The organism is Mangrovibacterium lignilyticum, assembly GCF_010882175.1.
Classification (GTDB): Bacteria; Bacteroidota; Bacteroidia; order Bacteroidales; family Prolixibacteraceae; genus Mangrovibacterium; species Mangrovibacterium lignilyticum.
In genome coordinates, this window is sequence record NZ_WKLH01000003.1 from 601,405 (window position 1) to 614,882 (window position 13,478).

The 13,478-nt window shown below is 44.1% G+C and carries 9 protein-coding genes; 6 read left to right on the top strand and 3 right to left on the bottom strand.

Going from position 1 to position 13,478, the window contains the following annotated elements; translation table 11 throughout:
• Positions 1–138 precede the first annotated feature (138 nt).
• From GJV22_RS16810 to ilvA, 3 genes are all read left to right on the top strand, one after another.
• Positions 139–2,187: a M13 family metallopeptidase gene (locus GJV22_RS16810; RefSeq protein ID WP_205461920.1), complete on the top strand. Its 2,049-nt coding sequence runs from the start codon at positions 139–141 to the stop codon at positions 2,185–2,187.
• Positions 2,188–2,376: 189 nt separating this feature from the next.
• Entirely contained in the window at positions 2,377–4,377 is a 2,001-nt protein-coding gene (gene porE, locus GJV22_RS16815) for a PorE family type IX secretion system protein (RefSeq protein WP_163716509.1), read from the top strand.
• 126 nt (positions 4,378–4,503) lie between these two features.
• Positions 4,504–5,760 (top strand): threonine ammonia-lyase, encoded by a 1,257-nt coding sequence (gene ilvA / locus GJV22_RS16820; RefSeq protein WP_163716512.1) that lies wholly within the window; start codon positions 4,504–4,506, stop codon positions 5,758–5,760.
• Positions 5,761–5,785: 25 nt separating this feature from the next.
• Here the strand turns inward: ilvA and GJV22_RS16825 are convergent, their stop codons facing one another.
• Both GJV22_RS16825 and GJV22_RS16830 read right to left on the bottom strand, forming a co-directional pair.
• On the bottom strand, positions 5,786–8,329 hold the full coding sequence (locus GJV22_RS16825) for a phosphatidylglycerol lysyltransferase domain-containing protein (protein WP_205461921.1): 2,544 nt from the start codon (positions 8,327–8,329) through the stop codon (positions 5,786–5,788).
• Between the two features lie 178 nt (positions 8,330–8,507).
• The gene (locus tag GJV22_RS16830; RefSeq protein ID WP_163716517.1) at positions 8,508–9,323 is read right to left on the bottom strand and encodes a hypothetical protein; all 816 of its coding nucleotides are present in this window, start codon (positions 9,321–9,323) and stop codon (positions 8,508–8,510) included.
• A gap of 272 nt (positions 9,324–9,595) precedes the next feature.
• Between GJV22_RS16830 and GJV22_RS16835 the strand changes: the two genes are divergently transcribed.
• The 3 genes from GJV22_RS16835 (at position 9,596) to pyrF (ending at position 12,810) form a co-directional block, all read left to right on the top strand.
• Positions 9,596–10,762 (top strand): AIR synthase related protein, encoded by a 1,167-nt coding sequence (locus GJV22_RS16835; RefSeq protein ID WP_163716520.1) that lies wholly within the window; start codon positions 9,596–9,598, stop codon positions 10,760–10,762.
• A gap of 68 nt (positions 10,763–10,830) precedes the next feature.
• Entirely contained in the window at positions 10,831–11,916 is a 1,086-nt protein-coding gene (gene prfA / locus GJV22_RS16840; protein WP_163716524.1) for a peptide chain release factor 1, read from the top strand.
• A 60-nt stretch (positions 11,917–11,976) separates the two neighbouring features.
• The gene (gene pyrF / locus GJV22_RS16845) at positions 11,977–12,810 is read left to right on the top strand and encodes an orotidine-5'-phosphate decarboxylase (protein WP_163716527.1); all 834 of its coding nucleotides are present in this window, start codon (positions 11,977–11,979) and stop codon (positions 12,808–12,810) included.
• Positions 12,811–12,921: 111 nt separating this feature from the next.
• On the opposite strand, the gene GJV22_RS16850 is transcribed toward pyrF, so the two are convergent.
• Complete coding sequence (locus GJV22_RS16850; protein ID WP_163716529.1) at positions 12,922–13,449, bottom strand: DedA family protein; 528 nt, start codon at positions 13,447–13,449, stop codon at positions 12,922–12,924.
• Positions 13,450–13,478 lie beyond the last annotated feature (29 nt).

Consider the following 13,478-nt stretch of genomic DNA (forward strand, 5'->3'; position numbering starts at 1 on the left):
CCGCAATTTTGCGGGGTTTTTTGTTTTATCTGAAGTAATGCTGTCGGATCGAATTTTAATTTCCGAATTTTGTAATGATTCTGTTAAAGCTTACACCAACAGGTTAAAGTTGTTTTTACCCCTAAAATTCTCTTGTATATGAAAACTTACACAATGTTCCTGTCTGCATTTATTGCCGTTCTGGCAATGGTGGCTTGCGTCCCAAATGCTCCCAAAACAGGCAATGGCCCGGATGCTTTGGCCGCGCATATCGATTCAACCATTAATCCGGGTGACGATTTTTTCCTATTTGCGAACGGGAAATGGTTTAAAGAAAACCCAATCCCGGCAAGCGAGACGTATAACGGAATTTTTCAGATTATTCAGGATACCGTGAATGCTCAGGTTCGAAATATTTGTGAGTCGGCAGCCGGGTTGGAAAACGCAGAATCCGGAAGTGCCAAACAAAAAATTGGCGACGTTTTCAATACCGGAATGGATAGTCTGAGCTTAAATGCGGCAGGAATTGAACCTGTTCGTCAATACCTCGACCGGATTGATAAGGTGAGCGATTTTCAATCTTATTTCAAAGAAGCTGCTTTTGTGAATTTAACGGCGGCCTCACCGATGCTGGGTATTTATGTTGGTCAGGACGATAAAATCAGCAGTAAAAACGCAGTGAATATTTACCAGGGTGGATTGAGTTTACCGGACCGTGATTACTATTTTGCAACTGATGATCGGGCAAAGATGGTTCGTGCCGAGTTTGTGAATTACCTCGATAGCATGTTTACAATCATTGGGTACGATGCAGCCAAGGCATCTGCAGCAGCTCAAAGTGTCATGAAGTTGGAGACTGCTTTGGCGGAGGCTTCCCGCAAACGTGAAGACACTCGTGACCCGTTGAAAAACTATACGAAGTTATCTTTTAAGCAATTGACAGAGATGACCGCCAATCTGGATTGGCCACTTTTTACCTCCGAACTCGGCTTCGGGGAAATTGACACCGTTATTGTTGGTCAGCCTGAATTCCTGACTGCGCTGGATGGTTACCTGAAAACTTACCCTTTGTCCGTTTGGAAAGATTACCTGAAATTGCATTTCCTGGATGGTGTTTCCAGCTATCTGGACGACCATACCTATATGACAGGTTTCAATTTTCACTCCAAAACCTTACGGGGCGTTGAGGAACCGCGACCACGTTGGAAACGGGTGGTGGGCACAACCAATAGTGTTCTTGGAGATTTGATCGGTCAGGTTTATGTGTCGGACTATTTGCCCAAAGGCACCAAGGAGAAATTGGAGGAAATAGGGAATTCAATTAAAGTTGTTTATGCCGAGCGGATTAAGCAGCTGGATTGGATGACTGAGCAAACCAAAGAAAAAGCCTTGCACAAATTGAATGCAATGATCATGAAGGTTGGGTATCCTGATCAGTGGAAAGACTTGAGCTCTCTCCAAATCGATCGTTCATCGTATGTGCAAAACATGATGAACGCTTCGGAATGGTATACTCGTTATAATTATTCGAAATACGGAAAGCCTGTCGACCGCAAGGAATGGCAAATGCAGCCGCAAACCTACAATGCCTATTATAATCCGTCGAACAACGAAATTGTGGTTCCCGGGTGTAATATTATGGTTCCCGGTTATGAGCGCAAAATGGCTGACGATGCGATTTTGTATGCCATTATTGGCGGCTCAACTTTTGGACATGAGATGACCCACGGATTTGATGATCAGGGAAGCAAGTACGATGAAAAAGGTAATTTGAATAATTGGTGGACTTCTGAAGACAGCATTCGTTTTTACAGTAAGACGAAAATGATTGTGGAGCAGTTTGATGGTTATGTAGCTGTCGACAGTCTGCATATAAACGGGGAAATGACTCAAGGTGAAAATATAGCTGACCTGGGAGGCATCATGATGGGCTATCAGGCGTTTCAACAACGGCCTCAATATCAAAATAGCGAGCTTATTGCCGGATTGAATCCCGACCAGCGTTTCTTTTTGGGCTATGCCATGGCTTGGATGCTGAACATGCGTCCCGAGGCCGTTGCGAACCAGATCCGAAGTGATGTGCATTCGCCCGCAAAATTTCGGATTATCGGTCCGTTAGCCGATATGGATGCCTTTTATAAAACATTCGATGTTAAAGAAGGTGATGCTATGTGGCGTCCCGATAGTCTTCGGGTAAAAATATGGTAGAAGGTCTGTGACCTGATTTGGAACGAATAAGATAAGGAGCCCGGTTTTTTGCCGGGCTTTATTTTTTGCATAAAACTTCTCATAGCCGATTCGGGAGAAAAAGCCACGCTTTGGATACTTTATTCCTGAAATTTGCGTTTCACCTAACGGATAAAAATATTTTCTTTAGAGTTTAATCAGCTGTTATTCATGAAGCGAATTCTACTTGCCCGTTTTGTTCTCGTTGGTTTTATGTTGATTCTTGGCGCCTGCAGCTCACAAAAGATGTATCGCTCGGGAATGAGTTCCGTTGAAATGGGTGAGTATTACCGTTCTGCTGAAAAATTCCGCAAAGCCTACCGTAAGGACAAAGATCCGCAGCATCGCATGGAGATGGCTTATCAAACGGCCGAAGCTTATCGCAAATTGGGCGATTTCGGACGGGCTGCTATTTGGTATAAAAATACGATCAGAAGAAACTACCCGGATAAAAAGGCCATTCTTTATTGTGCCGATTGTTTAAGAGCCTATCAGAATTTAGAAGAAGCAGAAGTTTATTACCAGCAATACCTGGAGCTTTTTCCGGACGATCCGAAAGCATTGAGTGGCTTGGAAGCCTGTAAGTTTGTTCCTGAATGGGAGGCAAACCCAACCCGTTACATTGTGGCTCCAGTTCGGGAGTTAAGTTCCCGTTACAGCGACTATGCTCCTGTATTTGTAGCTGGAAAAGATAATGAGGTGATCCTTTCGTCGATGCGGGAAAGTGAGATGAGCGGTAAACGGGAAAGCGCGATTACAGGGCAGCATTTTTCCGATTTGTTTCGTTCCGAATTTCAACTGCAGAAGCAGAAATGGTCAGAGCCTGAGTTGATTGATGACAGTGGAATTATTAATACCGATGAAGATGAGGGTGCAGCTGCGATTTCTCCCAATGGCGATTTAATGGTGTTTACCCGCTGTCGTTTCGATAAAAGTAACGACATGGGGGCGAGCCTGTTTGCGGCACGCATGTCGCGAGGAAATTGGTCAGAGCCAATATTGCAGCCGCTTACTTCTGATAGTTTGATTGCCGCACACCCGGCTTTTTCGCCCGATGGAAATACTCTTTATTTTGTCTCGAACCTTCTTGGAGGCTATGGCGGAACCGATATTTGGATGGCTACCCGGGAGGGAAATTCATTTTCGAAGCCGGTAAATCTTGGATCTGAAATTAATACTCCCGGAAACGAAGTTTTCCCGTCCATGGATTGGGAAGGCAACCTGTACTTTTCGTCCGATTATCATCCCGGAATGGGCGGCCTTGATATTTTTAAAGCAACCAAAGATGAAGATGGTAAATGGGCAATTGAGAACCTAAGAGTGCCAATCAACTCTTCGGGCGATGATTTTGGTATGAGTTTTATTCATGAAGAAGATCCTCACGGGCTGTTTGCTTCGAACCGCAAAGGGTCCCGCAGCGATGATATTTATTCCTTCTATCTGCCACCAAAGGTCTACCGCATCACCGGAGAAATTTATGACAAAGAAACCGGACGGCGTATTGACGGCGTACGGGTTCGCGTGATCGCCACCGACGGAACAAACCTGCGTATGCGTGCAAATGACGGAAAATTCCAGGTGAAATTGAATCCTGAAACAGAGTATGTTTTTGCGGCCTATCGCGATGGTTATCTAAACGATAAAGTTCGGGAAACAACAATTGGCCTAACTGACAGCAAGGATTTTCATGTCAATTTGTATCTCACGCCAACCGATTCGCCGATCAAAGTAGATAATATCAGTTATGCCTTTGGTGCTTATGAGCTGAACGAGGCATCCAAAAATTCATTGGATAGCGTGGTTCAGGTATTGGAACTCAACCCTACAATTACTATCGAGCTGATGTCGCACACCGACTATGTGGGCTCCGATCGGTTTAACTTCGATTTGTCGCAGAAGCGGGCACAGGCTGCTGTCGAATATCTGATCCAACAAGGAATCAATCCCGATCGCTTGGTGGCTAAAGGCTATGGCGAAACCTGGCCAAAGAAAGTGACCCGCGAGCTGGCCCGTCAATATGATTTCTTAAAACGGAATGATGAGCTGACCGAAGAATTCATTAATCGCCTGACTCCGGAACAACAGGAAATTGCCAAATCAATCAACCGGAGAACTGAGTTCCGTGTTCTTTCTACCGATTATCATGAAAAATATACACCGGAAACTAAATAGTAAGTAATATTTTAAGGTGTTTGCTTACTAATCTCCCTTTGAAATCTGTTTTCTGCGTGAAAGCTCCTATTTTTGCGGTTCACAGTCAGAAAACAATTATATCGTTAGCATTAATAACAGGAGATCATGGCAGAAAAATATTTCCCCACTTTACAAGCTATCAATCGGGCTAAACTGACCATCAATGAGGTGTTGGTCGGAACACCCTTGGCGCAGAATCTGAATCTATCAGAGCAGTTTCAGGCACGTGTCATGCTGAAGCGTGAAGATTTGCAATTGGTACGCTCGTATAAGATTCGGGGCGCATTCAATAAGATTAAAAGTTTGAGTCCGGAGCAGTTGAAGAACGGAATTGTTTGTGCAAGTGCCGGGAACCATGCACAAGGTGTGGCCTATTCAAGTTTTAAACTGGGAATCCATGCCAAGATTTATATGCCTACAACAACGCCCAAGCAAAAGATTAAGCAGGCCCAAATGTTTGGTCGCGAGAATGTGGAGATCGTTCTGTTCGGCGATACCTACGATCAGGCTAGCGCTGAAGCGTTGAAAGACTGTGAGCAAAACGGTAAAACCTATATTCATCCTTTTGACGATCCGTTGATCATTGAAGGACAGGCAACCGTTGCCCTGGAGATTATCCAGGATTCTATCTGTCAAATCGACTACCTTTTTGTTCCTATTGGCGGCGGTGGATTGATTGCCGGGGTGGGCAGTTATTTCAAACAAGTTAGTCCGAACACGAAGATAATTGGTGTGGAGCCGGCTGGTGCACCATCGATGTCTGAATCATTGAAGAAAGGCGAAGTGGTGAAGCTGGAAGACATTGACAAATTTGTGGACGGAGCAGCTGTACAACGTGTTGGTGATTTACCATTTGAAATTTGTAAAGACGTTATTGATGATGTGGTGCTGGTTCCTGAAGGGCGCGTTTGCACCAAAATTCTGGAACTGTACAACCGCGATGCAATTGTAGTTGAACCGGCCGGCGCGCTGTCGATTGCCGCTTTAGACTATTATGCCGACAAAATTAAAGGGAAGAATGTGGTCTGTATCGTGTCGGGAAGTAACAACGATATTACCAGGACTGAAGAAATTAAAGAGCGTTCGCTGTTATTCGAAGGGCTGAAACATTACTTTATTATCCGTTTTCCGCAACGGGCAGGAGCGCTGCGTGATTTCCTGGATAATGTTCTTGGGCCGAAAGACGACATCACTCATTTCGACTATTCAAAGAAAACAGCTCGCGAGAAAGGGCCAGCTTTTGTTGGAATAGAGCTGACTGATAAGAACGATTTTGATGGGTTGGTGCAACGAATGACTGAGCATGGTTTTGTCTACCAATACGTCAACGATAAACCCGATCTGTTCCAGTATTTAATTTGATTTTGAACGTTCGGATGGTGTGAGATTATGGTTTCACCACTTTGTTTAATACAGACGGTACGCTGAACAGGTCATAGTCGTTCGTGTAAATCAGGTATCTGTCGTGCCATTGAGGGCCAAATTTATCTTTGAATTCTTTTAAGCCTTTATAGTGCGCGAATGCCTGTAGCTTTTGGTAGGCGAAGCGGATCGATTTCTCCGGGAAGTTTTTTCCCTCTTCAATACCGGCCATGGCTGCAAATCCCAGATCGGCACTTTGGTATCCTTCGGCTTTGAGGTAGAAGAACATCTCGGCCATCAGGAATTCAATTAATCCGTTAGGGGTTCCTTTGGCATTGCGAATGAGGTCGTAAGTTGCCTCGCCCGGTGTGTCGTCTGGAATGATGTTGGCAAAAGCCAGTATTTTTTCCTCCTTATTTTCGACCGTGATCAGTGTTTGATTTTTAAGTTCTTCCGGATCAAACAAGCCCTGTGAAAAGACCAGCTCGTGATAATTCTTTTCTTTTTGCCACTCGTTGGATACTGAGTGAATCTTCTGGATCAGTCCATCTTTGATTGGTGGCGTATAAACCTTCGAAACCAGCCCTAGTTCCTTTTGCTTGTTCGACGAGGTACGGATCGACTTCTTGTCTTTTCCCTCAATGGTGAATGTTTTCAGGTCGAGTATTGCTTCCTGACCGATTAGTAGTGATTTCTTTTTTAGTTTTTGGTACACTTGGAGGCTGCTTCCCGAAACCCTGTAATAAAGGCTCTTCATGCCATTGGCCGCACAAAAGCTGTCGAATTCGCGAATTACTTTTTCCATTTTATGGATATTGGCACATACTGGATCTTCGAGCACAACGGCATAGTTCCCGGCAGTTCGGTAAGCCACAAAGGCTTCGCTGTCAGTGCTGAAGAACAGGCTTTTGTCGTAGTAGGTTTTAAAATAATCGAGTGATGAACGACCATGTTTTGCCACCAGATCACGGGCTGCTTCCATTTCGTATTCCTCGGCTTTTTGCTCAAAAAAGTAGGGGCGGATCATGGTGTACAGGAAGAACCCGATGGTAAGTCCGCCCGAAATATTAATTGAATAAAGAAATTTCTGTGCGAATTTGTCGGCAGGAACAAGCAGGTCGCTTTGGTAGAAAAAGAAATTCTGAATGGTATACTTAATGGATTGCCACAGGCTAAAATCGATGTTGAAGTGCCAGCGATCGAGGAAATAGAAACCGATGATGCCGTAAGTCAGAACAGCGGCCACTGCAATCAGGGCAGCGTTGATACCAATATTCGCTAAATTGGGGTTGTTGCGGACAAAGTATTGTCGCCGGGTAAGGAACAATGCAACAACGGTAAACAGGGCCAGCGATGCTTCTTCATAATCAATGGCTTTTGTCAGATGCCCGAAAATGGAAATTATCGCCAGACCAGTTGTTAAATACCACGCCATGCGGACTCCTCGTAAAAGGAAAGCTGATATCAGAAGCAGGAAAATGCCCACCATAAACACGGCGTAGTTCGATAGGTCGATGGCGTACCAAGGGAGAAAATCGTTTAGCAGCTTCAGCCGGGATTGTATGGCCGGGGTCAGTACCGAGGCAATATTGACCACCCCCAGGGAGAACGTGAGGACCACCGGTGCAACCCGCAGGAAAATATTGTTACGGACGAAAACGAAGCTAAAGGCTCCCACTGTCAGAAGTAGCCAAAATTCAAAGAAGCGGTAAAGGAAGGTAACTGAGATCGCCTCGAGTGTCGAAAATCCGTATCGTGTAAGGATAAAACTCAGCGAAAGTTCAATCGCTCCGAGCCCCCTCAGGAAAGGAGAAACCAACAAAAACATCACCGACACAATGTAACCAATAATCGCACCCTCAACTGCCAGCGGGTACCCAAGTGACCGCATGGCAATTAGCAAATGAGCTATGCCAACAAACTCGATGACAATCGATATGAGAATCGATTGGATGAAATGCTTGCGGTCTAGACGGATATCTTTAATCTCGGCATATTGCGCTTCAAATGACGGATGGATTTTTACAATCAGCTGATAAAACCGCCCCTCCAACGCAATCGATCGTACTGCCCAAACACAAAGTGCAATCAGCAGTATCAGGCTAATAAAAATGTATATTTCTTTGGATGAAAGCGAGTCCTTCAACAGGGCGTAACCCAGTGCCGGAATGGCCACCAGTACAATTGATACAATGCCTACAAAAGCGTAGATCGACGAGGCCACGTGTATTTTTGATTTTGAAACCTGTTGTACTTCAATGTTTCGTGTGAAAAAGGCCAGCGATGAAATGCCGCCTGCAGGTAAAAATACACTGATGAAATTGCGTTTTACAAACAGTAACATAGCGCTGCTTAGGGTAATCCGTTCACCAACCGAGCGAAAGCTGAATTGGTACATCAGTCCTTGAACGAAAATGAAGAAGCCGGTTAGGGACATCCCAATTAGCACCCAGACAAACGAAGCGTTACGCAATGTGTTATTCACTTCCGATAGCTCGGTTTGCTCGTGTTTTATAAAATAGAAAGCCAGCGCGAGAAACAAAAAGGCGAGGATGCCCTGCAAGATCATTTTCCGATTTTCACGAATCAGGCTAACGGGCAAAAATTTTAATCGGATGTTACGTTTTGTTTTTGAAGATGCAGAAGGATGCATAGGCTCTCGATTCGGTTATCGAAAGTAAATTTACAGACTTATCCGTTAGTTGGCGGATACTTGCGAAAAAAATGTAGACAGTGAAGTGCTTTATTTAGCTGCCGTACTCTCTTTCTGAAAAGTCAGCACCGGTCTCTTTCTGATCAACCATTTCCAGCTCTTCAGTAACAGCTTGTGTCAGTTGGCTTATTTGCTGTTCTGTTTTTTCTAACATTCTAAGGGAATAGTTTTTCCAGTCGGTCGTGTGTTTTAGCAAATGCCCGAAATTCGCCATCGCTTCAGTCTGCGTCGCAAAGCGGATAAAATCACACAATAGGATTCCGTTGTTGATTTCGGCCTCCGATTCAACTTCATACGAGTTGATTATTTGCTGAAAATTTTCGGTCTCGGCTTTGAATTTATTCAGTTCTTTTTTTGCGTCCGGATGTTTGATCAAGCTATTCCAACTAGTCCAGGCTAAAGCCTCCGCAATACCCTGTTTGGCTTTTTTAATGATTTTCTCGTAGCGGATTGCTGCTGCCAATAACTCGGACAGAGGCTGATATTCAGCTTGAATTTTGCGGTAGTTATGAGAATTCCCAGATAAGTAGTCGGTGACAGTTCTGTTTAATTGGTCTGCTTCAATTTTTAGTTGCCCCTTAATTTCTTCCAGTCGGATTTTGGTTTCACGAATTGATCTTTTTTGCTCAAGGGCTTGTTTCGTCAAGCTTCTGTTTCCTCCTAGAAATCCGCCCAAATACATTTCTCTCCAACTCATTTGTTTCCGAAGTTCGAGAAAAGATGTTTCCGCAAGTGTCGATTTCTCTTTCAACCGATTTTCTTCAGTTTTAAGTTTTTGAATATTGCGGCGGATTTCATTGGTTGAAAATGCCAATGTTTCGACTTGCTGTTTGTTCAGGTCCTTCGTCACTGTAATTCTGAGTTAAATATGATCAGGTAATGTTTCGGCTCAAGTAATGAAAGTAATGGTTTTTTCTATATTTGGTTAACCAAATATGTGTATTTGGAGCGAATTTAAGCTTCCTGAAAATTCAGAAGAAGTGTTGGTTGTTTCATTTCCGCCTTGTTTTAGTTGGAGGCCCCAATTGAAAGTTTACCCTCAATCATTTAAGTCCTGGAAATTAGCTCTGTTTATTTCCCTAAAAATATTAACTTTGTGCCCCGAAATCAGAATCCAATTTTATGAGCGACAGCAGGTATATGGCACGGGGCGTTTCGGCTTCGAAGGAGGATGTGCACAATGCCATCAAAAACATCGATAAAGGATTGTTCCCCAGAGCATTTTGCAAGATTATTCCCGATGTGCTGGGCGGTGACCCGGATTGGTGCAACATTATGCACGCCGATGGCGCCGGAACCAAATCATCATTGGCCTATATGTACTGGAAAGAAACCGGCGATATTTCGGTGTGGAAAGGTATTGCTCAGGATGCACTGATTATGAATATCGACGATCTGCTGTGCGTTGGTGCGGTTGATAACATTCTATTGTCATCTACCATTGGGCGTAACAAAAATAAAATCCCGGGTGACGTGATTGCCGCCATCATTAACGGCACCGATGAGTTGTGCCGCGAGCTTCAGGAAATGGGGGTTGGTGTTTTCCCAACTGGTGGAGAAACGGCTGATGTGGGCGACTTGGTGCGTACCATCATCGTTGACTCAACCGTAACATGCCGGATGAAGCGCTCGGATGTGATTGCTGCTGATAACATTCAGGCTGGCGATGTGATCGTTGGTTTGGCGTCGTTTGGACAAGCAACTTACGAAAGAGAATACAACGGCGGTATGGGTAGTAATGGATTGACTTCTGCTCGTCATGATGTTTTTGCCAACTATTTGGCGGAAAAATATCCGGAAAGTTACGATGCCGAAGTACCGGCTGATTTGGTTTATTCAGGCTCAAAAAAGCTGACCGATGCGATTGAAGGATTGGGAATTGATGCCGGGAAGCTGGTTTTGTCATCCACACGTACTTATGCGCCGGTAATTAAGAAAATATTGGACGAACATCGTTCCGAGATTCACGGAATGATTCACTGCTCAGGCGGGGCGCAAACCAAAGTGCTGCACTTTGTTGATGGTGTTCATGTCATCAAAGACAATATGTTCCCGGTTCCACCGCTATTCAAATTGATTCAGGAAGAATCGAAAACCGAATGGCCCGAGATGTACAAAGTGTTCAACATGGGACACCGCATGGAGATCTATGTGAAGCCTGAATTGGCTGATGCGATTATGGCGATTTCAAAATCATTTAATATCGATGCTCAGATTGTTGGTCGGGTAGAAGCCTATGAAGGCAAAAAGCTAACCATCAATTCTGAATTCGGAACGTTTGAATATTAGCGCCTTTCGCGAATAAATAGGGACGTTGGATTTTGAGATTTTTTAACTTGTAAATAGGAACACATTATATGGCAGATTATTCATTATTAGAAAGATTCGAGAGCATTCAGTACCGCTTTGACGAGGTAGGGCAGCAAATTACCGACCCGGCTGTGATGAGCGATATGAAGCGTTACGTGAAGCTGAATCAGGAATACCGCCGGTTGGAGTCTTTGGTTCAAGCTTTCAAAGACTATAAAAACCTGATCGACAATATTGAATCGGGTAAGCAGATGCTGGCCGAGGAGAGTGATCCGGATATTCGGGAAATGGCTAAAGAGGAAATTGAGCAAAGTGAAGAGGCGATTCCTGAAAAGGAAAAGGAAATCAAATTGTTGCTGGTTCCTGCAGATCCTGAAGATGGCAAAAATGCCATTTTGGAAATTCGTGCCGGTACCGGTGGAGACGAAGCCAGTATTTTTGCCGGCGATTTGTTCCGTATGTATTCAAAATACTGCGAAAGGAAAGGCTGGCGTCTGGAAGTAACAACGGTGAACGAAGGTACTTCCGGTGGATACAAGGAGATTGTAGCTACCGTTACAGGTGAAGGTGTTTACGGAATTATGAAATACGAATCGGGAGTGCACCGCGTACAACGGGTTCCGCAGACAGAAACACAGGGCCGTGTGCATACGTCGGCAGCATCGGTTGCTGTTTTGCCTGAAGCAGAAGAGTTTGACATTGAATTGCGAACCGAAGATATACGTCGTGATGAGTTTTGTTCGTCAGGCCCAGGCGGTCAGTCGGTCAACACGACTTACTCAGCCATTCGTTTGACCCACATTCCAACTGGTATTGTGGTACAGTGTCAGGATCAAAAGTCGAAGTTGAAGAACCTCGACAAAGCGATGATTGAATTGCGCTCGCGTATTTATAATATGGAGCACCAGAAATATTTGGACGAGATTGCATCGAAACGGAAAACGATGGTTTCTACCGGTGACCGTTCAGCAAAAATACGGACTTACAACTGGCCGCAAGGACGTGTAACTGATCACCGGATCAACCTCACGCTTTATAACCTGCAAGCGATCATCAACGGCGACATCGATGAAATTATCGAGAAACTGCAGTTGGAAGAAAACGCAGAAAGATTGAAAGAGGCTGAAATTTAATTGGTAATTCCAAAGTGGTCGGGGCAACTTTTAGTTGCCTGTTCACTAAAAAATAGAACAATGAACAAAGAACAACTTTTCGAACAAATCAAAGCAAAACGCAGCTTTTTGTGTATTGGTTTGGACACTGATATTTTGAAAATTCCGGCTCATCTGAAAGATACATCAGATCCGATTTTCGCCTTCAACAAAGAAATTATTGATGCTACGCAGGATTTGTGTGTGGCTTACAAACCCAATTTGGCTTTTTACGAAAGTTTGGGCGTTATCGGTTGGACTGCGCTCGAGAAAACTGTGAATTATATTCGCGAGAAATACCCCGAGCAATTTATCATTGCCGATGCAAAACGCGGTGACATTGGTAATACATCAAACTTGTATGCCCGTGCTTTTTTCGATCATATGGATTTCGATGCGGTGACTGTTGCTCCTTACATGGGTGAGGATTCAGTAAAACCTTTCATGACCTATTTGGATCGTTGGGTGATTTTGCTGGCACTGACATCAAATAAAGGGGCTTTTGATTTCCAGTTTTTGAAAGATGAAGCCAGTGGCGATCAGTTGTACGAAAGTGTGTTGAAAACCTCGCAGAAATGGGGAACAACCGATAGTATGATGTACGTTGTTGGTGCAACAAAAGCCGAGAGTCTGGAAGGTATTCGCGCTATTGTGCCGGATCATTTCTTGCTGGTACCTGGTGTTGGTGCACAAGGAGGTAGTTTGGAAGAAGTGGCTAAATACGGAATGAACGATCAATGTGGTTTGTTGGTGAATTCGTCACGCGCCATTATTTATGCGTCAAACGAGGAAGATTTTGCAGAAAAGGCTCGCGAGTCAGCCATGAATGTCCAAGTGGACATGGAAGAATTGTTGTTAGAAGCTGACCTCTTATAGAAGCTTAAAAATAGTTGAACGATTATTATTTTTCCAGGTCGTCGACCTTAAATGTTTATAATCAATCATAATCATGCCCGGAGTTCTTTGTTGAGCTTCGGGTTTTTTGTTTCAGAAAAAAAGGATCGACATCAACAGATATTTGACCACCAGTCCCATTAAGCTGTAAAAAACGGCTTGCCTTAAAGGATGTTTTAACATGCCGGCTGCAAGCAAAATAATGGGTGAGGAAAGTGGTAGCAGGTTGAACAGGAAAATGGCAATATTGCCGTATCGTCGGATTTCGTCTTCCGCTTTTTCGTAACGTCGGCGGCCAACCAGCTTGTCAATAAAGCGCGTGCTCAACGAGCGGCCGATATAATAGTCCACCAGTTGTGCTCCAATTCCCGTCGATATTGCGACGACATTCAAAAGGAAAATACCTAAGTGTGCATGCAGGTAATAAATAAACGCCAATTCCACCGGCATCACCAGGAAAAAGAGGTAGCCCGAAAAATTGATAATAGCAAAAGAAATAAGACTTACTTTTGTGACCCCGTAAATCTCGCGCCCAATAGTTGCCGAGGCGATGGTAATGGCGATTGCTGCACAGAATACAACAACAATAATACGTTTAATATGGACTTTCCCAACATTCACAGTTTTGGCTTTTAGGTTCTATATTAAAG

Bases quoted from the DNA above. Each gene is read 5' to 3' on its own strand.
- GJV22_RS16835 (WP_163716520.1), top strand. From the start codon at position 9,596: ATGAGCGACAGCAGGTATATGGCACGGGGCGTTTCGGCTTCGAAGGAG.
- pyrF (WP_163716527.1), top strand. From the start codon at position 11,977: ATGAACAAAGAACAACTTTTCGAACAAATCAAAGCAAAACGCAGCTTT.
- porE (WP_163716509.1), top strand. From the start codon at position 2,377: ATGAAGCGAATTCTACTTGCCCGTTTTGTTCTCGTTGGTTTTATGTTG.
- GJV22_RS16810 (WP_205461920.1), top strand. From the start codon at position 139: ATGAAAACTTACACAATGTTCCTGTCTGCATTTATTGCCGTTCTGGCA.
- ilvA (WP_163716512.1), top strand. From the start codon at position 4,504: ATGGCAGAAAAATATTTCCCCACTTTACAAGCTATCAATCGGGCTAAA.
- prfA (WP_163716524.1), top strand. From the start codon at position 10,831: ATGGCAGATTATTCATTATTAGAAAGATTCGAGAGCATTCAGTACCGC.
- GJV22_RS16825 (WP_205461921.1), bottom strand. From the start codon at position 8,329: ATGATCTTGCAGGGCATCCTCGCCTTTTTGTTTCTCGCGCTGGCTTTC.